Origin of the sequence: Lysinibacillus capsici (assembly GCF_003367505.1) — a bacterium.
Classification (GTDB): Bacteria; Bacillota; Bacilli; order Bacillales_A; family Planococcaceae; genus Lysinibacillus; species Lysinibacillus capsici.
In genome coordinates this window covers 78905-99991 of record NZ_PXXX01000006.1, presented here as the reverse complement: position 1 = coordinate 99991, position 21087 = coordinate 78905, and the positions used below count along the sequence as shown (strand labels likewise).

21 protein-coding genes and 1 riboswitch are annotated in these 21087 nt (G+C 36.3%); of the genes, 11 read left to right on the top strand and 10 right to left on the bottom strand.

Annotated elements, in window-relative coordinates; all coding sequences use genetic code 11:
• Position 1: 1 nt before the first annotated feature.
• Positions 2-442, bottom strand: a complete 441-nt coding sequence (locus C7B89_RS02620; protein WP_048394038.1) for a VOC family protein — start codon at positions 440-442, stop codon at positions 2-4.
• A gap of 331 nt (positions 443-773) precedes the next feature.
• Here C7B89_RS02620 and C7B89_RS02615 point away from each other — a divergent pair, with 331 nt between their 5' ends.
• Positions 774-1619 carry an aldo/keto reductase gene (locus tag C7B89_RS02615; protein ID WP_016992626.1) on the top strand — a complete coding sequence of 282 codons (846 nt, stop codon included), beginning with the start codon at positions 774-776 and terminating at the stop codon, positions 1617-1619.
• A gap of 55 nt (positions 1620-1674) precedes the next feature.
• On the opposite strand, the gene C7B89_RS02610 is transcribed toward C7B89_RS02615, so the two are convergent.
• Complete coding sequence (locus C7B89_RS02610; protein ID WP_016992625.1) at positions 1675-2058, bottom strand: winged helix-turn-helix transcriptional regulator; 384 nt, start codon at positions 2056-2058, stop codon at positions 1675-1677.
• Positions 2059-2168: 110 nt separating this feature from the next.
• Here C7B89_RS02610 and C7B89_RS02605 point away from each other — a divergent pair, with 110 nt between their 5' ends.
• From C7B89_RS02605 to C7B89_RS02580, 5 genes are all read left to right on the top strand, one after another.
• Positions 2169-3353, top strand: coding sequence for an MFS transporter (locus C7B89_RS02605; protein WP_054549682.1), 1185 nt, complete (start codon positions 2169-2171; stop codon positions 3351-3353).
• Positions 3354-3511: 158 nt separating this feature from the next.
• Positions 3512-4462, top strand: coding sequence for an ABC transporter substrate-binding protein (locus C7B89_RS02600; RefSeq protein WP_115673123.1), 951 nt, complete (start codon positions 3512-3514; stop codon positions 4460-4462).
• A gap of 440 nt (positions 4463-4902) precedes the next feature.
• Positions 4903-6474 (top strand): helix-turn-helix domain-containing protein, encoded by a 1572-nt coding sequence (locus tag C7B89_RS02590; RefSeq protein ID WP_115673162.1) that lies wholly within the window; start codon positions 4903-4905, stop codon positions 6472-6474.
• A gap of 120 nt (positions 6475-6594) precedes the next feature.
• The gene (locus tag C7B89_RS02585) at positions 6595-6993 is read left to right on the top strand and encodes a YuzC family spore coat inner layer protein (RefSeq protein ID WP_016993417.1); all 399 of its coding nucleotides are present in this window, start codon (positions 6595-6597) and stop codon (positions 6991-6993) included.
• A gap of 81 nt (positions 6994-7074) precedes the next feature.
• Positions 7075-7180: riboswitch (SAM riboswitch) on the top strand.
• An 89-nt stretch (positions 7181-7269) separates the two neighbouring features.
• A complete protein-coding gene (locus C7B89_RS02580) occupies positions 7270-8007 on the top strand; it encodes a cyclase family protein (RefSeq protein ID WP_048394025.1) in 738 nt (245 codons plus the stop codon).
• A 30-nt stretch (positions 8008-8037) separates the two neighbouring features.
• On the opposite strand, the gene C7B89_RS02575 is transcribed toward C7B89_RS02580, so the two are convergent.
• On the bottom strand, positions 8038-8634 hold the full coding sequence (locus tag C7B89_RS02575; RefSeq protein WP_036079620.1) for a DedA family protein: 597 nt from the start codon (positions 8632-8634) through the stop codon (positions 8038-8040).
• A 61-nt stretch (positions 8635-8695) separates the two neighbouring features.
• The gene (locus tag C7B89_RS02570; protein ID WP_048394023.1) at positions 8696-9469 is read right to left on the bottom strand and encodes a Cof-type HAD-IIB family hydrolase; all 774 of its coding nucleotides are present in this window, start codon (positions 9467-9469) and stop codon (positions 8696-8698) included.
• A 321-nt stretch (positions 9470-9790) separates the two neighbouring features.
• Between C7B89_RS02570 and C7B89_RS02565 the strand changes: the two genes are divergently transcribed.
• The 3 genes from C7B89_RS02565 to C7B89_RS02555 all read left to right on the top strand — a co-directional run bounded on the left by C7B89_RS02565 (position 9791) and on the right by C7B89_RS02555 (position 12402).
• Positions 9791-10474, top strand: a complete 684-nt coding sequence (locus C7B89_RS02565; RefSeq protein ID WP_016993422.1) for a DUF2225 domain-containing protein — start codon at positions 9791-9793, stop codon at positions 10472-10474.
• A 22-nt stretch (positions 10475-10496) separates the two neighbouring features.
• Positions 10497-10850 (top strand): hypothetical protein, encoded by a 354-nt coding sequence (locus C7B89_RS02560; protein ID WP_016993423.1) that lies wholly within the window; start codon positions 10497-10499, stop codon positions 10848-10850.
• A 139-nt stretch (positions 10851-10989) separates the two neighbouring features.
• Positions 10990-12402 carry an erythromycin esterase family protein gene (locus C7B89_RS02555; protein WP_112116832.1) on the top strand — a complete coding sequence of 471 codons (1413 nt, stop codon included), beginning with the start codon at positions 10990-10992 and terminating at the stop codon, positions 12400-12402.
• A 49-nt stretch (positions 12403-12451) separates the two neighbouring features.
• On the opposite strand, the gene C7B89_RS02550 is transcribed toward C7B89_RS02555, so the two are convergent.
• The 3 genes from C7B89_RS02550 to C7B89_RS02540 form a co-directional block, all read right to left on the bottom strand.
• Positions 12452-13627, bottom strand: coding sequence for a DUF4272 domain-containing protein (locus tag C7B89_RS02550; protein WP_115673122.1), 1176 nt, complete (start codon positions 13625-13627; stop codon positions 12452-12454).
• A 1-nt stretch (position 13628) separates the two neighbouring features.
• Complete coding sequence (locus tag C7B89_RS02545) at positions 13629-14930, bottom strand: SMI1/KNR4 family protein (RefSeq protein WP_115673121.1); 1302 nt, start codon at positions 14928-14930, stop codon at positions 13629-13631.
• Positions 14931-15114: 184 nt separating this feature from the next.
• Entirely contained in the window at positions 15115-15945 is an 831-nt protein-coding gene (locus tag C7B89_RS02540; protein WP_009370580.1) for a MerR family transcriptional regulator, read from the bottom strand.
• Between the two features lie 86 nt (positions 15946-16031).
• Between C7B89_RS02540 and C7B89_RS02535 the strand changes: the two genes are divergently transcribed.
• Together C7B89_RS02535 and C7B89_RS02530 are read left to right on the top strand one after the other, a co-directional pair.
• The gene (locus tag C7B89_RS02535) at positions 16032-16499 is read left to right on the top strand and encodes a GNAT family N-acetyltransferase (RefSeq protein WP_115673120.1); all 468 of its coding nucleotides are present in this window, start codon (positions 16032-16034) and stop codon (positions 16497-16499) included.
• Entirely contained in the window at positions 16486-17829 is a 1344-nt protein-coding gene (locus C7B89_RS02530) for an MATE family efflux transporter (RefSeq protein WP_048394015.1), read from the top strand. Before C7B89_RS02535 ends, C7B89_RS02530 begins: the two co-directional genes overlap by 14 nt.
• A 42-nt stretch (positions 17830-17871) precedes the next feature.
• Here the strand turns inward: C7B89_RS02530 and C7B89_RS02525 are convergent, their stop codons facing one another.
• From C7B89_RS02525 to C7B89_RS02515, 3 genes are all read right to left on the bottom strand, one after another.
• Complete coding sequence (locus tag C7B89_RS02525) at positions 17872-18903, bottom strand: S66 family peptidase (RefSeq protein ID WP_115673119.1); 1032 nt, start codon at positions 18901-18903, stop codon at positions 17872-17874.
• A 225-nt stretch (positions 18904-19128) separates the two neighbouring features.
• Entirely contained in the window at positions 19129-19662 is a 534-nt protein-coding gene (locus tag C7B89_RS02520) for a GNAT family N-acetyltransferase (protein ID WP_048394011.1), read from the bottom strand.
• A gap of 65 nt (positions 19663-19727) precedes the next feature.
• Entirely contained in the window at positions 19728-20780 is a 1053-nt protein-coding gene (locus C7B89_RS02515) for an AI-2E family transporter (protein WP_115673118.1), read from the bottom strand.
• Between the last annotated feature and the right edge of the window lie 307 nt (positions 20781-21087).

The following is a 21087-nucleotide window of genomic DNA, read 5'->3' as shown; positions in this document are numbered from 1 at the left end:
GTTATTGAATAATCAGCATATCATTCTCATCAAACTGCCACATGTCGCCATAGGCAACTTCCCAATAGTAGCCATTTGGATCTTGAAAATATCCACTATAGCCACCCCAAAATACAGTTACGGGCTCCTTAATAATTTCTGCACCCGCCTTTTTTGCTAATGCAAAGACTCGATCTACTTCTTCTTTTGATTTACCATTATAGGCAAGCGTGATTCCACCAAAGCCTTGGCTAATTTCTGGTGGATTGGATTCATTAATATCTTTGACTAAACGTTCAATTGGAAATAACGATATTTTTGTTCCTCCATTATTAAAGAACATGACATCGGGATTCGTCTCCTCTCCGTATACCACCACTTCAAAACCCAGTCCCTCTCGATAAAAATTTAGAGATTCCACCATATCTTTAACACCTAGTGTAATTAAATTTAAACGATTCATCTTCAAAATCCCCTTTTTAAAGTATTACTACTTTAATTCTCTACCGAACGTATATTTCCTTTTATTACCGCAAGAAAAATATTTGTTTAATTGTCTCCAAAGCCTTTTGTAGACTACTCGATATTTTTACTAGTAGTTAAGACCAATCAGGTGTGACATTTTTATTTAATCGTTCATCATCAATAAATATTTTTATTCCTCTAATCATTGCCAGCTCACAAAAGTTACCTCTACGTTTCTATGACACAAAAAAGTACGTACTTTTTTTGAGAGTTTATTAGCAGCATAATGAGTAAGCAATCCAATAATCACAAAACATGGAGGACTAAAAATGATTACTCATTTACAAGATACAATCACTTTAAATAATGGCCTACAAATGCCTGGTATGGGTTTAGGGGTTTTTCAAGTAGAAAATGACGCTACTGCAGAAATGGTTAAAAATGCTATCGAGGTTGGCTATCGAAGCATCGATACTGCTGCTATTTATGGCAATGAAGCAGGTGTAGGAGAAGGTATTAAACAAGCTCTAGCATCTACTGGCTTACGTCGTGAAGATTTATTTATCACATCTAAAGTATGGAACGATGGTTTAAGCTATGATGAAACAATTGCAGCATATGAAGAGAGCCTAAAAAAATTAGGATTAGATTATTTAGACCTTTATCTAATTCATTGGCCTGGTAAAGATAAATATGCTGAATCGTGGAAAGCACTTGAAGACCTATATGAACAAGGCAAGATCAAAGCAATCGGTGTATGTAACTTTACTGTGGCACACTTGGATAACTTATTATCATTTGCTCATATTAAACCTGTTGTGAACCAAGTGGAATTCCACCCACGCTTACAACAAGTGGAGCTTCGTTCATTCTGTGACAAGCACCAAATTCAACTTGAAGCATGGGCACCTTTAATGCAAGGTGGACTTCTTGAAGATGAAACAATTTCAAAAATCGCAACAAAATACGGAAAATCAAATGCTCAGGTTATTTTACGCTGGGATGTACAAAATGGAGTGATTACAATTCCAAAATCAGTACGTAGAGAGCGTATGATGCAAAACGCTGATATCTTTGACTTTACTTTAACAGACGAAGAAATGGCATTAATCAATGAGATGAATCGTGAACAACGTGTTGGACCAAATCCAGATGAATTTGACTTTGCTCTATAAGCATTAAAAAGAGGAAAGAGACTGTCTTGTATATGACAGTCTCTTTCTCCCCTCATTATGATGTTTGCTGCATGGCAATATCATCATCACGTTGTTTTAACAGTACATCTTCACCTTTATCCTGTAATAATTCAACATGTTTTTCACCCCACGTACAAAGCATGTTCAGAATTGGTTCCATTCCTTGTCCATAGGCTGTTAATGAATATTCAACTTTTGGTGGTACTTGATTGAAGACCTTTCGATTGATTAACCCAGCCTGCTCCAGTTCCCTTAATTGGTTTGTGAGCATTTTTTGTGAAATACCTGGGATCAATCGTCGAAATTCGTTTGTTCGAATTTTACCATGGTGGTTTAAATGACAAAGAATAACTGGTTTCCATTTACCACCAATAACTTCTAGTGTAGCTTCAACACCAATATTATAAACTTTTTGCATCGTAAACCTCCTGTAATATCCAAAAGTAACTAAAAGTACTCTACATATCTTTTTGGTATGTATGAATATTACTACACATAATAAAAAAAATCAAAGGAGATAGTAGTAAAATGTCAAAATCAAAAAAGCCAAATGCTAAACTTACCTTACTAGCACTTGCTATCAGTGCATTTGGTATAGGGTCCACTGAATTTATCAGTGTGGGACTTTTACCATTAATTACAGATGACTTTGGTATTTCTCTTAGCACAGCTGGCTTAACCGTTTCTATATATGCACTAGGGGTAACTGTTGGGGCTCCCTTACTAACAGCTTTAACATCACGCCTTAGTCGAAAAACCGTATTATTGCTTGTCATGTCCATTTTTATAGTGGGTAACCTAGCAGTCGCTTTAGCTCCTAATTTCGCATTACTATTAATCGGACGTATTATTTCAGCATTAGCACATGGTGTGTTTATGTCCATCGCTTCTGTTATAGCAGCAGATGTAGTGGAACCAAATAAACGAGCAAGTGCTATCGCCTTTATGTTTACTGGCTTAACATTAGCTACTGTAACAGGTGTCCCACTCGGTACATTTATTGGACAAGTAACAGATTGGCGTATGTCATTCATTTTTATTGTTGTCATTGGAATTGTCGGTTTAATTAGTAATGCATTTTTAGTACCTAGCCAATTATCGAAAGGCAATCCCATCTCTATTCGTGATATTGGCAAAGTATTAGGCAATATTCGAATGATCTTAATACTATTCATTACCGCAATTGGATACGGCGGTGCTTTTGTTGTCTACACATATGTTTCACCTATTTTAGAGCAATATATGGGGTATTCCCCACATACAGTCGTCATTATTCTAGTTGTCTATGGTATTTGTGTAGCTATCGGTAATACTCTTGGAGGTCATTTTGCTAATCATAATCCGCTACGTTCCATCTTTATTATTTTTGTTGGACTTGCATTGGCATTGCTTGGCATTGGCTTTACTCTTGAATCACCTATTATGGGATTAATAATGGTGCTGACAATGGGATTGTTCATGTTTATGAATGTCCCAGGATTGCAGCTATATGCTGTTCTACTATCTGAAAAATATATACCATCAGCAATTTCAATGGCCTCAGCATTGAATATTTCTGCTTTCAATATTGGCATATTTTTAGGCTCATATATCGGAGGCTTTATTATTCGCCACCAATCGTTGGCACATACGCCTATATACGGATTCCTGATGGTTATGCTAGCAGCAATTGTTACACTTTTATGGTTACTTTTCGATAACAAAAAACAATAACTCTCTGAATTTCATTTTGTATAAAAAAGTAGTAGAGAATGTGTATTGTTTGTTGATATGTAGTATCCTATAATTTACTTGAACCAAACGAGAATGATTATCATTCTAATTTAAGGGAATACCCTTACTGTTTTAGTAAATCTATAGGAGTGAATAAAATGCGTAGAGGTCGATATTTTTCATTTGTAGTTTTCTTTGCACTTATATTCGTATTAGGTGCCTGTGGCTCAAATGAAGTAAAAGAGGATACAGCTACAGAAGAACAATCATCTAAAGATACAAGAATTGTAGAAGACGAGTTTGGAAAAGTAGAAATTCCTACAAATCCACAGCGTGTAGCTGCTATCTATTTGGAAGACTATTTAACTGCTTTGGATGTAAAACCCGTTGTGCAATGGTATCACCCATCTTGGGGAAAACAGGACTATTTAGGATTAGATGTTCCTGAGTTCGACATTACTGGTAGCATGGAAACATTATTACAAGCCAAGCCTGATTTAATCATTGTAGATGGTGCCGCAGACAAGGCAAAGTATGATGAATACTCAAAGGTAGCGCCTACTTACCGCTTGAAAGAAGATATTCTACAAGATCCACGTGAAATTGCGAAAACAATAGCTGATGTTTTAAATATTTCCGATAAAGCAAAAGAAATGGTTGATCGATATGAGCAACGTGTTTCCGATTTAAAAGCAAAACTAGATGAATCAATCGGAGACGAAACAGTTGCTGTTGTACGACTAAATGTAGCAGATAATACATTAGCGTTATTTGGCATTAAAAATCGCTACTCTGGCTATATTTACACAGAGACAGGCTTAACACCACATCCATTAGCCCGTGATATGACAGAATTTCACGAGGTTTTATCAGAAGAGGCTATCACGGAATTAGATGCGGATCATATCATCCTTTTCCCTTCAAACGGAACATGGGAGTCTAAAGAAAACCAAGAAGCCATTAAATGGTTAGATAGTACACTATGGAAAACACTCCCTGCTGTAAAAAATGGGCATGTTTATATTGCTGATCGCACATATTGGCAATCTGGCGCAATCACAGCCAACTTGCTAAAGTATGATGATCTAGAGAAATGGTTCGTCAAATAATTTTCCAAAGAAAGCTCTTAATGAGGGCTTTCTTTGGCTTAGTGTTAAAAAACAAAATAGTCAATAGCACTTTTGTGAAGGAGAAAATGGATAGGTGTTGTCACTCAATAAGTGCCTAACCTCTCTTTAATAGACTTTTTTGTTCCCTACTGCTAGTACGAAAGAAGAAGTTAGCAGCATGGTTGATTGGAGTGGAGCCAGCGTCACTCCTAGGGGATTTAGCGTCACAGGTGAGACCCTGGAGCGAACGCAAGTGAGTGAAGCGGCTCATCAGACGCCCCCCGGAAAGGACGCTGGCGGAGCGGAAATCAACCCCTTGCCTTGCTAAAGGGGCTTTTTCTACTAGTCACATGATCTTTTTTCAACAACATGAAAGAAAGCTCTTAATGAGGGCTTTCTTTGTGTTGTTCTGCCAATTCAAAAAAAGGGGTGAATTATCAATGGGTAACTTAACACATGTTTATACGTTACAAAATATCTCTTATTCAATTCAATCATCAAAAAAGTTATTGATTAGTAGTGATTTCTATACACTTTTCATCGTAATGGATGGTAGCGGAAAGCTAAAAATAGATCATGACATCATTCATTTTAGTGAAGAAAAGTGCATATTGATTCCGCCAAATAACACGGTTAGTATCCATATTCAAAGTGAGCACCTTTGTTTTTATCAATTACAATTCAACATTGTCAATCTCAGCAATAGTCAGAATTCATATAGTCATTTTACAAGTATCAGCGAACGACATCTTCTCCCCTTTTCACAATGTCATAGACTGCTAGAAGTCATCTATCAGAACCGGTTAGCGGAGGATGAACACACGATTTTTGAACAGCATGTACACTTTCAAGAGCTGATGTTATTACTCTTACATCAAACCATACCCAAGCAGATGCAAAAAAATGATCGACAATCTGTTGAGCAGTCCATTAACCATTTACATAAACATTTTGAAAAAGAGTGGACGGTTGAGCAGCTAGCACAGCTAGCTGACGTACCAAGATGGAATTATACGCGCATTTTTAAAGATATTACGGGACAAATTCCTCTTCACTATTTAACTAAACTTCGTATTGAAAAAGCTAAGCAATTATTAATGACAACAAATGATCGAGTATTTGAAATTAGCCAGTCTGTCGGATTTAATAATGAGTATTATTTCAATCGTCGTTTTAAAGAACATATTGGCATCTCTCCAGGACAATATCGAAGAAATCAAAGCAGCCATATACGTGTATTTGCACCATTCTTAGAAGATTTCTTTGTTGCGCTTGGGATTACGCCAATTGCTCAATTCAGTCATTCAAAATGGGGAAAACAAGACTATTTAGGTCTACAGAAAGTGCCAGATATCGATGTACAAAATAGAGAAATGGATCGACTCTTTTACTATAAGCCAACTTTAATTATGTTAGATTCTGGTGTAGAGCGTTGGGAATCCTTTCAGCACTTAGATGAAGTAGCCCCCGTCTGCCATCTTTCACACCCTGGAGAGAATTGGCAATCTACTTTATTTAAAATTGCAGATCTAACAGGAAAAACCTCCTTGATGCAAGACGTAATCCTACAATATGAAGATAAAGTACAACAAGCAAAAGGAATTCTTAGCAAATCTGTTTATGGGCAAAGTGTAGCATTTCTCCGTATTTCAGCCATTGGCATTACTCTATACGCGGGTCCTGAATGTGGCTATACGGGCCCCATTTTATATCGTGACTTAGGTTTAATGCCACATTCACTAGTATGGAGTATTCCGCACAATCAACGTAAAGCACAACTGACATTTGCTCAATTGTTGCAATTAGATGCTGATCATTTATTTATTACCTTTGATAAACAACATTCCATTTATGAAAATGAGGAACGTGCTATTTTAAAAACTCCTACTTGGAAAAACCTAGCTGCCGTTAAAAGCAACTGTGTCTATGAAGTAGACTTTTTAACATGGATGAATTATGGCATTTTATCACATAGTAAAAAAATTGATGATGTCTTGAATGTACTTGGCTAAAAGGAAGCTTACTTTAGCTTCCTTTTTAAATGATTAGGACAAACATTGCACTGCTAATAACACCGAAAGCCGTTTTGCTACATAAGATAGGATATCAGTTATAGGATAGGAGGAATGACCTTGTATTACAATCCTTATCCGTATTTTGTGCATCCCTATCATTATCCAACATCGCCTATCGCTAATCATTTTGCCATTAGACCCTTTTCGCAACATCTAGCAATGCCGACCAATAATCCTTTTCCACCTGTCGATACACACAAATTAAAAGCTTCAGCATCACGGATAAAGGCGATGATGCAGCAAGCCCAATTACTTACGGATAAAATAGATAGCTCCCAACAATTCGCACATGATTTAATGAATGCTGCTCAACTTTCAAATAAAACAGAGGTTGAAAAATTAATCACATCAACAGGCATTACGATGAAATTTGAAACAAACTATACACCAGACAGTTTTAGAATACGTCTTATTGATAATGATTGTTGTGGAGTCACCTTAAATTTGAATTGGTGAAAATTCCTAGTGAACTTGTAAACTATAAAAAACTATGCTAAAGTGTTTGTATTGTTATTTCTGAAAATTCTTATATTACTTTTCTTATCAAGAGAGACGGAGGGATTGGCCCGATGAAGTCTCAGCAACCAGCTAACAGTATGGTGCTAATTCCAATTGGCAAAATGATCAGCCTTGAAGATGAGAAGAAGAACTACCGTTGTTGCAGCAGGAGTCCTCTTCTATTAGGGGACTCCTTTTTATTTACAACTATTTTTACAGAAAGCAGGGAAATCAATGTCTAATGAACTTTTACAAGCATTGCAATTATTAAAATCGAAACAGTGGGTTGACTTAACACATACATTCGGCCCTAATTCACCACATTTTTTTATGTTTGAGGACGCTAAATTTGAAACGTTATTTTCTCATAAGGACGGTTTCTTCGCTCAACAATTCACGTTCCCTGGTCAATATGGCACACATATCGACCCACCCATTCATTTTGTGCGAGATACTCGCTACTTAGAAGAATTAGAACTAAAAGAGCTTGTTCTTCCCCTTGTTGTTATTGATAAATCACAAGAGGCTGCGAGCAACCATGATTTTTCATTAAGTGTTGAAGATATTCTTGATTTTGAGGACAAGCATGGAGAAATTGAAGCAGGAACATTTGTAGCATTACGCACAGATTGGAGTAAGCGCTGGCCAGATAAAGAGGCTTTCAGTAATAAGGATGCAGATGGACATAACCATATCCCTGGCTGGGGTTTAGAAGCTTTACAGTTTTTACTAAAAGAACGCAAGGTAAGCGCAATTGGTCATGAAACTTTCGATACGGACTCTGCTGCTGATTTTCGTAAAAATGGCAAGCTAGATGGCGAATATTTTGTGCTTGACCAAGACACCTATCAAATTGAGCTAATGACGAATTTGGACAAGCTACCTGCGAAAGGCGCTATCATCTTCAATATCGTACCTAAGCCAGAAAAAGCATCTGGCTTCCCTGTGCGCTCATTTGCTATTTTGCCATAACATAAAAGTCGGTATAGCGTATACCGACTTTTATGTTTGTCCATTTCTTTTTTTGAATAAAAAGTAAGCAATGAGCATCCCTACAATAAATAAAAGGATAAGATAGATACTATAATGAGTCAGATAGTATCCAACAAATCGCCATTTCTCTCCAAGCATCTTTCCTAATGATATAAATGTGAACGTCCAGATAAATGCCCCTGTATAGGCAAAAAGCGCAAACTTTCTATAAGGATAATTATTAATAGCCGCAATATATGCTGTCAAATGGCGTACCCCGGGGATAAAATAGCCAATTAATAATAGGGTAGGTCCTATTTTTGTAAACATCTTTTTCGTAAAGTCAATTTTTTGCTCTGTAATATGAATTTTAGGGCCATATTTCTGCAATAACGGTAAGCCAAAACGATAACCAATATAATAGCTTAAGGTAATGCCTCCAACCGCACCAATCATTGCACTGACTAAGGCAGGAATATGTTCAAGACTTTCTCGGTAAACACTATAGCCTACATAAGTTAGAAACACCTCATCAGGAAGTGGCACCCCTACAATACCTCCAATTAGAATCACGATAATTCCAAAGTATCCGTAATGTTCAATTAGAGACTGCACGTGATGTGCCATAAATCATCCCACCTAAAATTTATTAAAATCTACCTGCTATATATAGTGTAGCCTCAGCGCTCTAAATGACTTGAAGCTGACGTAAAGCAAAATTGATACCGCCATCTGTAGATGTCTTTGTAACAAAATTCGCAACACTTTTTAGAGCTTTACTACCATTTCCCATGGCAATTCCTACTCCTACATATTCCAACATGTCAACATCATTATCCCCATCCCCAAAGGCAATCGCATTCTTAGGGTCAATATTGAAATGATCAAGCACCGCTTTAATAGCTATAGACTTCGAAACATCCTGCTGTAATACATTCACAATATAAGGATGCCAACGCTGTAAAAATATATTCGAAAACTGGCTAGTATATCTTTTTTCAGCCAGCTCATCCGCATATAGACACATGAGAAAAACCTCTTCATCTACAATTTTTTCATTTATAAGTGGAAAATCCCGTAAAGATAAAGTTTCTTGCATCGCTCTTAAAGCTACTGGACTTTGTATGCTATTCATGGATAGCTGCTCTGTAAAAAATGTTAGGCTATGCTGCTGTTCCTGTGCAAATGCCTGTACATTGCGGACAATTTCTTTGGCAATCGGAGTTTTATGTATGACAAGATCCTTATGTTTCACATAGGCCCCATTTGCAGTAATAAAGGTTTCAATCCCCAGCGCTTTTAACTCATAGCACATAGATAAGGGTCTTCCAGTAGCCGCTACAAGATGGATTCCTTTTTCTTGCAATAGCTGAATAGCTTGTTTTGTACTTTCTTCCACACAGCCATCCTCGTAATTAATCAATGTGCCGTCTACATCAAAAAACACGATATTATACTTCATTTTGAGCACCTCCTTTATAGTCATTTAGAACCATTTATAATTTTTCTCCCATGAAACATGTGAAAGTATTTTGACAAACTTTAAGCAAACTATATAACTTCCTTTTGCACCACCGATAAAAACTATTACAAGCGTATTTATAATAATATTTAACTAAAAATTCCTTGAATATTTTTATTTAATAATTCTAAAGGAGTATACCAAAGAACACAAAATTGTTAAAATAAAAGATAATATCTTAAATACATTGATCGATAAAATCTTACGTATAAATAGAACAAAAGAAATAAAATTTTAGTGCACGCAAAGGAGTTGATTCTTATGGCATTTAACATTTACTACTATGAAAGTAGTGTGGATTGTAAATTTTGTAAAAAGCAGTTTACAACATATAAAGTTCGCCCTAATCGATATAAAATTATCGAAGAACAGACTGATTTCATGCCTGTTTACGATGGCCTAAACCCTTTGCTATATGAAGTTGCCGTATGTCCACATTGTGGTTATGCCTACCATAAATCTATGACACGGACATATGGACCTTTCATGCTACTCATTGATGAACTATACATTAAAGAGCTCCAGAAACCTATGGATATCTGTCAGGAACGTACAATTGATGATGCCATTATCAGTTTTAAGCTCGCCTATTTAGTATCCCGTGCATCAATGGAAGAATCTCTTTTAATGGCGAATTTCGCTTTAAAAATTGCTTGGCTCTATCGATTAAAAAAGGACGAAGAATCCGAAAAGCGTTATCTTTTTGCAGCTAGAGACTTTTATAGTAAATCCTTTGCCTCTAATCAAGAAGGTGGAGAGAGAATTCAGTTTTTACATGCTGAATTAAGCCTTCGACTTGGTGATATTCCTGAAGCAAAAAAAGGATTTTCACGCTTAATCGCTGATCGAAATGTTTCGCCAAAATATCGCAAGCTTGCACGCAATCGTTGGGAAAATTATAAATATGACGAACAACCCATAACAATTAATGAAATCATTAATTAATGGGACGAGGAGATGATTAATTATGTTGCTATTTCAAAAGAAAATTGATGTGAGAGAAGAGGATATATTTTCAGAGCTACATCATTTTTTATTAAGAAAAAATAATCGCTACCTAACAAACGAAGAAGTTGTCGCTCTAACAGGCGTATCATCTGAGCTGCTTTACAAATGGGTAAAAGCAGGAAAATTAAAGAACTCCATTTTTCCTAATTTAGGGGCTCCATGCGAACGATGTGGACAGATTACGCAAGCTAAAATTTGCGTGAGCTGCTCTTCCTCCATTGTTGGGACATTAAAACAAGAAGAAAAGGATCGTGCATGGTTTAACCAAATTCAACGTAACCATGTAAGAGCAAGTACGTATCACTATAAATAGCATTCCAACATCTCCATCAATTGGAGGTGTTTTTCTTTTTTACATACTAAATTTAAACTAATTTTAAACAAATTCTTCCTAAACTTTAAACTTGCCTTTCTATAATTAGTATCAATATAAAGTGAAGGGCTGATAATTAATGAGGAAAGCTAGGAAACATAAGGTTTTATTAAGTTTTGCACTGGCAAGTTTAATGACAGTAAGTGGAGTAGTAAATGTCTCTGCTGCTGTCCCTGTAAATGAGCAGATTATTAAAAACGATTCTGCTGTCAAACAAGCTAGGACTTCTAATGAAACATTACTTGATTGGAAAAAATGGGCGAATGACCATGCATACAGCCTGTCATCCATCCAGCCTGAAACGTTTGACGGACAAAAAATTCCCGCTAACAAATTTGACGATTTAGAGATGCTAAAACCTTTATTACATGATAAACGTATTGTCTTTTTAGGGGAAAGCTCTCATGGGGTGGCGCAATTCAATCTAGCGAAAACACGTTTAATACAATTTTTACATCAAGATATGGGCTATAATGTCCTTGCCTTTGAAAGTGGTATGGGTAATGTGATGAATGCTCAAGGACAAATTGATAAACAAGCAGCTCTACAAACAATGAAGGATGCCATTTTCGGCGTTTGGTGGACAAAAGAAACTTTGCCTCTGTTTGACTATGCAAAATCGACTCAAGCAACAGAGCAACCTCTTGTACTTACTGGCTTCGATATTCAACAGCAAGGAGCATTTACGAATGGAGATTGGCTGCAAAACCCTAAGTTGGCTCAGCAATTCAATGAAGCTGAGAAGCAACTTGCTGAATGGAGCTCGGGAAAAGATTTGAAGGGCTATCAAAAAGTAAAGGCTACTATAATTGATGTATATAAACAGGTACAATCACAAATACAATTCAAAGAAAAAGAGCTACAGGCAGCTTATCCAAAAGAGCCTCATATTGTAAAACTAATGGATCGCACTCTAGCAGATCGTATTCGACTAGCAGACGAATATATAGAGTTAACAATTCAGTCCAATATCGACATTGAACAAAATAATATAGAATCATTTTTGCAAACTATGGAATGGCGAGATCAAGCGATGATGGAGAACTTACTTTGGTTAGCTGAAGAGGTGTACCCAACAGAAAAGTTTATTGTATGGGCTCATAACGATCATATTCGTAAAGCACAATCGGATGTAATGGGATCTCCTTACCCAGTTAAATTAATGGGGGAACGTTTACCTGATATCTATAAGAAATATAGCTATGTATTAGGTCTATACATGACTAGTGGAGAGACAGCTAATAATATGGGAGAACCTATGCCTGTTTTACCTCCTGTCAAAGGATCTATTGAAGATATTCTGTCTTCAACAAATAAACCTTACACATTCATCGATTTACGCAATCGACAAAATGAACGAGGCAACTCATGGATGTTTGAACCACGCTTATCCTATAGTTGGGGAATGATACAGGAAAGTCTTGTTCCGCGCGAACAATACGATGGTATACTTTTAATAGATCAGGTGAATAAACCAACTTATATCAAATAATCTCTCTTATTAAACAATAGCAAACTAGATTTCCTAGTTTGCTATTATTTTAAGTATCCATCGATATAGTATCCCATTCTTCGCCTTGATATCCAATCATCCAAAATAAGCCTCTCCGTCTTTCCATCACAACACTTTCATTTAATGCTAAAGGAGCTTCTTGTCCATTGATGCGGCTATCTACACAAGCCCAATGTAATCTGTAAATTTTATCCGCCTCATCCACTATATCTTCCTTACTGCGCAGTACCGTTTGACCATAAAATTGCTCAAATGTCTCGCAACGAGAAACTACTTGAATTGCATATTCACAATCACATACATCGTCAGGGAAATTTAGCTCTTCCACAAGTCCCAATGCCCAAATAAGTGTCCAATAGGCTTCATATTGCCATGATATATTGACCGCTTCTTGAGCACCAGGATGCTGAGCCTCAAGAAAGAATTTTTCATGCTCCGTTAAAAATTCATGCACCTCATATGTGTGTAGCATATTGGTAAAGAACTCTCTAGACTCCTCAATATCACCCTTCTGTGCTACATCACAAGCGAATTGAATAACAATCAATAGGGCAACTGCTCTTCTTGCAATATCCTCTTGGCTTTTAAATTGAAGATTTTCTACTGGTGGTAGCTGAGGAAGCGATGCCGCATAAGGTATGTTCTTCTCTTTTAAAAAGGCTATCGTTCTAATTTTTCGTGCCTCTCCCTGTGCTGATGTGACCTCTTGTGCATGTATCTTTCTTGTACAAGCATGTGGTTGAAAATCAGATGGACCTGATTCTCCATTAGGATAAACAATAACCATACCGTTCTGATCCAGCAAAGTACCATCTGATAGGAAACCAATCCCCCCTATGCTTGCTAGTAATTTTATAAATTGCTGCATATGGTCTTCTGTCATCTCTTTGTTCATTTCGATTGCAACGACAGTATTGAGCACTGATATTTGAATCATTATGCGTTCTTTTAGCTGTTCATCTTTAAATGGAATTTTATCGTAAAAGCCCATCATCCCAGGTATATTTTTTACAAAATAATCAGGGTGCGTATCTTCAGTTAAAATATTTATGGAGCATCTATATTTATTAAATAAACCTCTTGATTTTAATAAATATTCGTTTTCAACTTTTTCAATAATGAAGCTTTTTGCCAATACATCGGATAGTTTATCCTGAATATCATCTGTATCATTTTTGGAAGCGAATATCGTAAAATGGTTCAATCTACTCTCTCCTTAGTCGCATATAGCATTTTAATAACCAATTTTCCAAACAACTAAGCGCTTGGCTAAACAGCTGTTTATTTTTCCGTAGCACCTCATGTTCAACCCAATACGCCAGCAAAGGACGCCATTTTTCTTCGTCTATCATAGTTGTTGGTGTAATTCCCCGCTGCATCATCTGACAAACAGCTCGGATGGATGTTAGCCTCTCTACTTCGTTGCCATTTAACCACTCGTATAATGTCTCTGCACTTGGTTGTGACTCAGCTAAAAGTGTATCCCACCCATCAATAGGAAACGTGACATAGGATCTCATCCAGTCTATAATATTTGGATGGTGAAATTGGCGTAGTCGATATAGGGCCGTATAGGCATCAATTCTATCTTTTTCGATATCCATTAAGATAAAAGATTGTCCTTCATTAACTGGCAAACAATGTACTGTTACATAATCACGCAGCCAGTCAGGTACGTCATTCTGTCCTTGCCAAAGTTCTCTCGCCCAATTTCCCGCTTCTCTCGGACATATCTTGACTAAAATTTCACTCCACGCCTTTTGTTCTGATTGAGATTGAGCTCGCTCTAACTTATGTCGAAGAGCCTGATACACCTGTACTCCATCAAAATGCAAAAATGCCTCCTGCACGCTTGTTTTTTTCACACCATGCATGGAAACATAATGAAGTAAAGATGCTAAGCTGGATTGAGCCTGCTGTAAATTAGAGCTTAAATATTGTTCTAGCCAAGTTAGCCATAATTGTGAGCGATACAATTCAATATCCAATCCATTTTCACTACAAAATTGACGATGCTGTCCGCAATCTACGCCAATACAGCCTAAAGCCGTCATATTATCAACGTACGAATGAAAGCTGGCAGCAAGCAAATCAAGCTCATCTTCTTCATGGCTCCAATACCAAACCGTTTCGTCGTCAAGCTTAAGGAGAAGGGCATCTCCATTACCGGCCGTAAAAAATTGTAAATATTGCTGTTCATACGATTCATCATTCTCTCCAAAGTAAGGAAAGTCTAGAGCTTTTAGGCTCCAGCCAAATTCACCAGAAGGCGTATCTAGCAATTCAGTGGGAAGTATCGCCTCATCTGGTAATGACCAATAAATACTTACTTGCTTTGAGCAATTTTGCAACAGTTGACGAAACCCATTAGGGATTTGTACACCAAGTCTTTCCTCAACCTGCTGTAACTCTTGCTCGGTAGCGACTGGCCGCATTTCAATCGGATGTACACAAGCTCCCTGCTGCTTCAATCGCTCTACTAAATGATTCCAACGCTCAATCCACATTGTCTCTAACCTCCATATAAGGCTCATGTGATGTCATACTTCTTATTTATCGTCAGGAAATCATTTACTGATTAGGCTAACTTTAAACAGAATGACAAAATGCTATTATTTTACTGCCATCTAAACCTTCGTATATGATAAATGTCTCAGCTATATTCATTCTTTTCTATTACGTCTTAATGAATTATTTTACTTTCTTTACTTCCATCATAATTTTGGTTACATATTCTTCTTCTCGATTTTTCATTACGGCATCATAAATGTATTCCTCGTATACATACTGACCTAGCTCATAACCCTTTTCATGCATGACATTAAATAACCGTGTGTATGTCTCACCAAGTTTTGAGGAGGGGCCTACATGATAACCAATCACAAATTCACCTTCTATCGCCTTAAAATAAGGATGCCCTTCTCTTGGATGAGGCTGCTCAATATACAAATAACTATAGTTATCGTAATTCCCAGCTAACACTTGCTCTCTTCTTGTTATCCCTCCAATGGGATACCCCGTATCTAATTGAGAGCGATCCAATTCCTCAATAAAGTCAGATACAGCCTTCACAAACTGCTCTTCTGTAGAATTCTCAATATTTTTACTCAAATATAATGTATCTTCAGGAAAATACTCAATCGTGATGTCCTTAAAATTTAGATGCAGTGCTTCCTCTGTCATTTTGATTTTGACATCAATAATATTCTCAATCATTTCTAGTTCTCTACGCTTCTTCGCAACATGCTCTTTTTGTTGGTGCATCAATTCTAAAAAATTTTCAGGTGATTTCTCTGCCATATAATGCTGAATATCCTTTAAGGACATCCCCACTGCCTTTAATAATTCAATAACACCGAAAAAATCATATTGAGCAAGTGAATAATACCTATAATCCTTACTATCTTTCATGATGGGAGATAATAAACCAATTTGATCATAATAAATAAGTGTCTGTTTATTCACCTTACATAATTTAGCAAATTCACCAGTTGTAAAATACTTTACATTTTTATTAAGCATTTTTTGAGTTTCCTCCCTTGACTATATAGTTACTATATACTTTAGATTGTACCTATTCAAAATAAAAATAGAAAGGTTTTGACATTATGTTCACGGAGATTCGTGACATTACAGCTTTTAACAAGAAAGAAATTTTAGCATTACGCATCGCTGACAATCAGCAACATTTTATTGAATCTACAGAACAATGCTTAGCAGAGGCGGAAATGGATCGACGCTTTACGCCTTTAGGTCTGTATAAAGATAACACCGCTATAGGCTTCGCTATGTACGGCTTATTCCCTCATGATGATTACAGTCAACGAGTATGGCTTGATCGCTATCTAATTGCAGAACAATACCAAGGACAAGGTTTGGGAAAACATTTTTTACAGCAACTTATTCAATATTTAACAGTAAAGTTCAACTGTCTTCAGATATATTTAAGTGTTTATGACAATAACACTGTAGCTATCCAGCTGTATAAACAATTTGGTTTTATATTTAATGGTGAGCTAGATGATAAAGGGGAAAAAGTGATGGTTTTGGAGGTGCATGGTTATGACAACCATTAATCCAATTGAAACAAAGCCACTGAAACCATTATTTTTATCATACTTATTCCCTGCAATGATCGGGATGCTTTTAATGTCCGTCAATATATTGGTAGATGGCATTTTCGTTAGTCATGGCGTGGGACCTACAGCTTTAGCTGGAGTTAATATAGCTGTTCCTATTTTCTCTATTTTGCTTTCTATTTCTCTATGGATTGGCATGGGAGGAGCTACTCTTTTCTCGATTTCTCTAGGAGAGGGCAATAAGCAACGTGCCCATCAACTATTTACATTGGCGTTTTCTACAATGCTAGTGGTTGTGATAACGATTATTGGATTTCTCGCGTTAAATCTAAAGGACATTTCTTATATATTCGGAGCGAGCGATGATACGTATCCGTATGTGCAGGAATATTTACATGTAATTTTGCTCTTTGGGATATTTTACACAATTGAAAATTTATTAAGTATTTTTATTCGGAATGATGGCAACCCAAAATTGGCTATGCTGGGCTTAATTACAACATCGGCTTTGAATATACTCTTAAATTATGTTTTCATCTTCGTACTAGATTATGGCGTGACTGGCTGTGCCTTAGCGACAGCAATAGCTACAATTATAGGTACGTCTGTGCTATGTCTTCATTTTTTCCGTCCTCAATCTGAGTTAAAATTTGTCACTTCATTTTTAAATCTATCAGATTTGAAAAAAATTTTTGCTATAGGTTTACCTAGCTTTATTGTTGAAGCTTCCGTTGCAGTTATCGTTATTTTGTATAACGTTACATTTTTACATTATTTAGGTGCGAATGGCGTTACTGCCTATGCAATGGTCAATTATATCCATACTGTCTTGCTGACTATTTTCCTTGGAGTCGGTATGGCTCTACAACCATTAGTAAGCTATCACCACGGGGCAAGATTACTTGAAAGATTAACTGCTTTATTGAAAATCGGTTTAGCTACCGCATTTATTTTAGGATTAACAACAGCTCTTATAGCTCTTCTTTTCCCTTCTCAATTAATGGCGTTATTTGGAGATAGCTCATTTGAAATTCGGAGTATGGCAGCACAGGGCTTTGTACATTTTGCCATTGGCTATGTATTTTTAGGGATCAACATGGTGTTCGCAGAATTCTTTCAATCCATTGAAAAAATTCGTATTGCTACAACAATTATGTTACTACGTAGTATTATCTTATTTATCCCTACTCTCATCATACTACCCAAGATACTTGGCTCGCAGGCTATTTGGTGGACCTTCCCAGTAGCAGAAGGAATTACAGCATTGCTTATTTACTTGTTCATTAGGAAAAATCCAAGAACCCTTTCATCTCCTGACCATGCTTAAATGAAAGGGGACTTCATCAAGGTCCCCTTTTAATATGTTTGCCTAACAAAATTGCATTTTTAGCGTACCTCTTCCTTCTTCTACTATTACTTCCCCAACTGCTCCATTCACTAGAATTAATTGAGGGGGGACATGTCCAATATCTACTTCATAGAAAACTGGTATTCCCATCTCGTCAAAAATATCCCTTAATGCATCCACCAATGTAAAGTCCCCTAGATTTTCATATAGTCCTGCTCGCCCGATTAGAACACCATTACATTTATTGAACCAACCATTATACTTTAATTGCCACAAAGCTCGGTAGATTTTTGCCGCATCCATACCAACACTTTCTAAATACCATATTGTTCCTTCCTCAGAGCAATATTCGTTAATAAATGATTGAACGTAATCGAAGGGCGTACCTATAAGAATTTGCAATGTATTTAAACAGCCACCTATCAACCTACCTGTCATACGATTACTACGCTCTTGGTTTAGAACTTTCCATTCGGTTTCACTGTCAAAATAAAATCCTGTAGCAGGATTTTTATAAACTTGCTCCCAGCTCGATTGAAAATAGTGAGAAGAGCTTTGAGTTATTGAATGACCAGTCTTACATGTAATTACGTCTATCCATTTAGAAGAAAGTTCATCCCATTGAGGTGCAGATAATTCAGTAAAATTCACCCCATGTGCGGATGCGTACCCCGTCATGGTTGTGTATACAAAAGATAAAGTACTAATATCTGAATACCCTAATATCCATTTGGGTCCCGCTTTTTTTAATTCGTCCCAATCGATTAAAGGTAATAACTCCATTAGAAAACTGCCTCCCCACGGTGGCATGACGATATCTATTCGCTCATCTAATAAATAGTCCATAAGTTCAGAGACTCGCTTTTCTTTTGTTGTACTTCTACCTTTAAGCTGCGTCCAGGTAGTATTTCCAATAATAACTTTCATTCCTCTTTGTATTAATTGTTTTTCAGCTTCTGTTATTAATAGATGAAGATGCTGTTCGACTCCACTAGAGGGTGCTGTCACGCCAATCGTAAGAGGCGTTTTTAAAGTAGGATATTGTATTTTCATTTACCATCTCTCCTTTATGCCTGCAAAAAATAATTGTTTTACAACAACAAGATGATTTTGGGTCTCTTAATTAGTTTTGCTATATCAGATTTAGAATGCATTTTAACTAAAAATACAGCTATGAAAGTTTCAACACTATTTCTGTCCTTCACACACAGAAATTTTTACCAATTATACTTGTGTTCAGAAAAAAAACCAACACAAAAATCTGTGCTGGTTAAATTTCTACTTTTGAATTTTCATATACTCATCACGCAACAGACTCATAATGATTTCATCAGAAAATGTATTATTCATAAACAAGGCCTGCCTCAAAACACCTTCTTTTTTAAAGCCGACCTTTTCATAGGATTTAATTGCTCTACTATTGTGTGAATATACCTGTAATTCTAAGCGATTCAGATTTAGCTCCTCAAATGTAAATCTTTGAGCAAGCCTAACTGCTTCTGAACCCATACCTCTGCCACAATTCTCTATATTATGTAAAGCTATACGGAACACTGCCTTTTTATTATCTAAATCAACCTCCATAATCGCCAAATCACCAATTACCTGATCATTATCAACTAAACAAATAGCAAAATCATAGCGAGAAGAATCTGCTTTAAAGCGTTTGATCGCCTCTTTGATTTGTTCCTTTGTTAAAATATTCCGTGTTCCTGTCATATACATGATTTCTTCATTTTGAAAGCATCTTATAATACTATCACTATCATCTTCACGTATTTCTCTTAAATAGACCTGTTGACCTTTTATCAATATAAACACCTCTTGTGCATTAAATAAGGAATCATCATATATGTAGATGATTCCTTTGTTTGGAACTATTCCATTTGTTTTTCAGTGTGTACCTTTACCGATTTCTTCGCAGGGTCTTCCGAGGAGGTTACACCTAGAATATCAAGCATGAACATAAATAGTGGAATACCTATGATTAGTCCCCATACACCAAGGAAATGCTCAGAAAAGAGAATGACCATAAACGTATAGAAAATCGGTAAATCTGTTTTGGCAGACATAAGCTTTGGATTTAAGAAGTAAGCTTCAATGGCATGTAAAACCATGACAATAACTAAAATATAGACGATGTACATCAAGCCACCAATGCTATATGCGATAATACTTAATGGTATTAATGAGATGATAACTCCCGCGACTGGAACTAAGCCTAAAATAAAGAGCATAATCCCAAGTGCAATCAAATGTGGGAAGCCCATAATAGAAAGGGCAATGACGGATAACACACAGTTAACAGCAGCAATAATAAATTGTGCTTCAATTACTTTACCAAATGAGCGGATGAATATTCTTGAGAAATAATGAAGCTCATCGTAAAGCGGCCCAATTTTACTATCCTTAAACTTAGCTGTAAACTCAATAATACGATTCTTTTCTAACAAGATGAATAAACTCAAAATTAGAGAAATCAATATTTGCATAATGATTTTACCAATATTCGTAATATTTTTAAGAGTTAAATCCACACCTTGCTCTAAATATTTCCCGAGCTCTATTTTCTCAAAAGTCGGTGCTAAGTATCTCGCAATCTCATTGTCATCTGGATCGAGATTAAAACTTGCAATGAGGTCGAAAAGCTGTGTGATCTGCTGGGTCACAATTGGTAAATATTTGTAAATAACAGCTACAATACCCGCAACAAGTAAAAGGTATAATGTTACCGTCACAGCTTTTTCATTCATCGGCGTATATTTTCTTATGCTTTTCGTTGTCTTCGTAGTAAGCTGGTTCATCAAATAAGTAATAATAAACGTAAGTAAAATTAGATTGATCATACTACGCATTAAATATAATGCAAGAGCAATCCCGACTAGAATAATAAAACGCTTAAATCCATTACTCCGAAAGAAATTATTCATTTATTCACTCCTTCTACAAAACGGCCTCGCTGCCTCTGCTACCTAGGGCTACACTATAAAATTGATTTATAACAATACGCATCATTCTTATGTAAAAATTTCCCTCTCATTTAATGAGTATAGCCATCTACCTTCAAAATAAGACGAAATGTATGTTTCTTTTAGAAGTGTCTGTATAAAACCTAAGGCGGGGTTGAAGTGAATTGTATGTCTTGTCAAATTAAAAAGTCGATACTCTTATCCTTTGTGAAAGCTTTACCAGCGTATTAGCCAAAATTCTATAAATCTATTATAACCCTTTAAACCA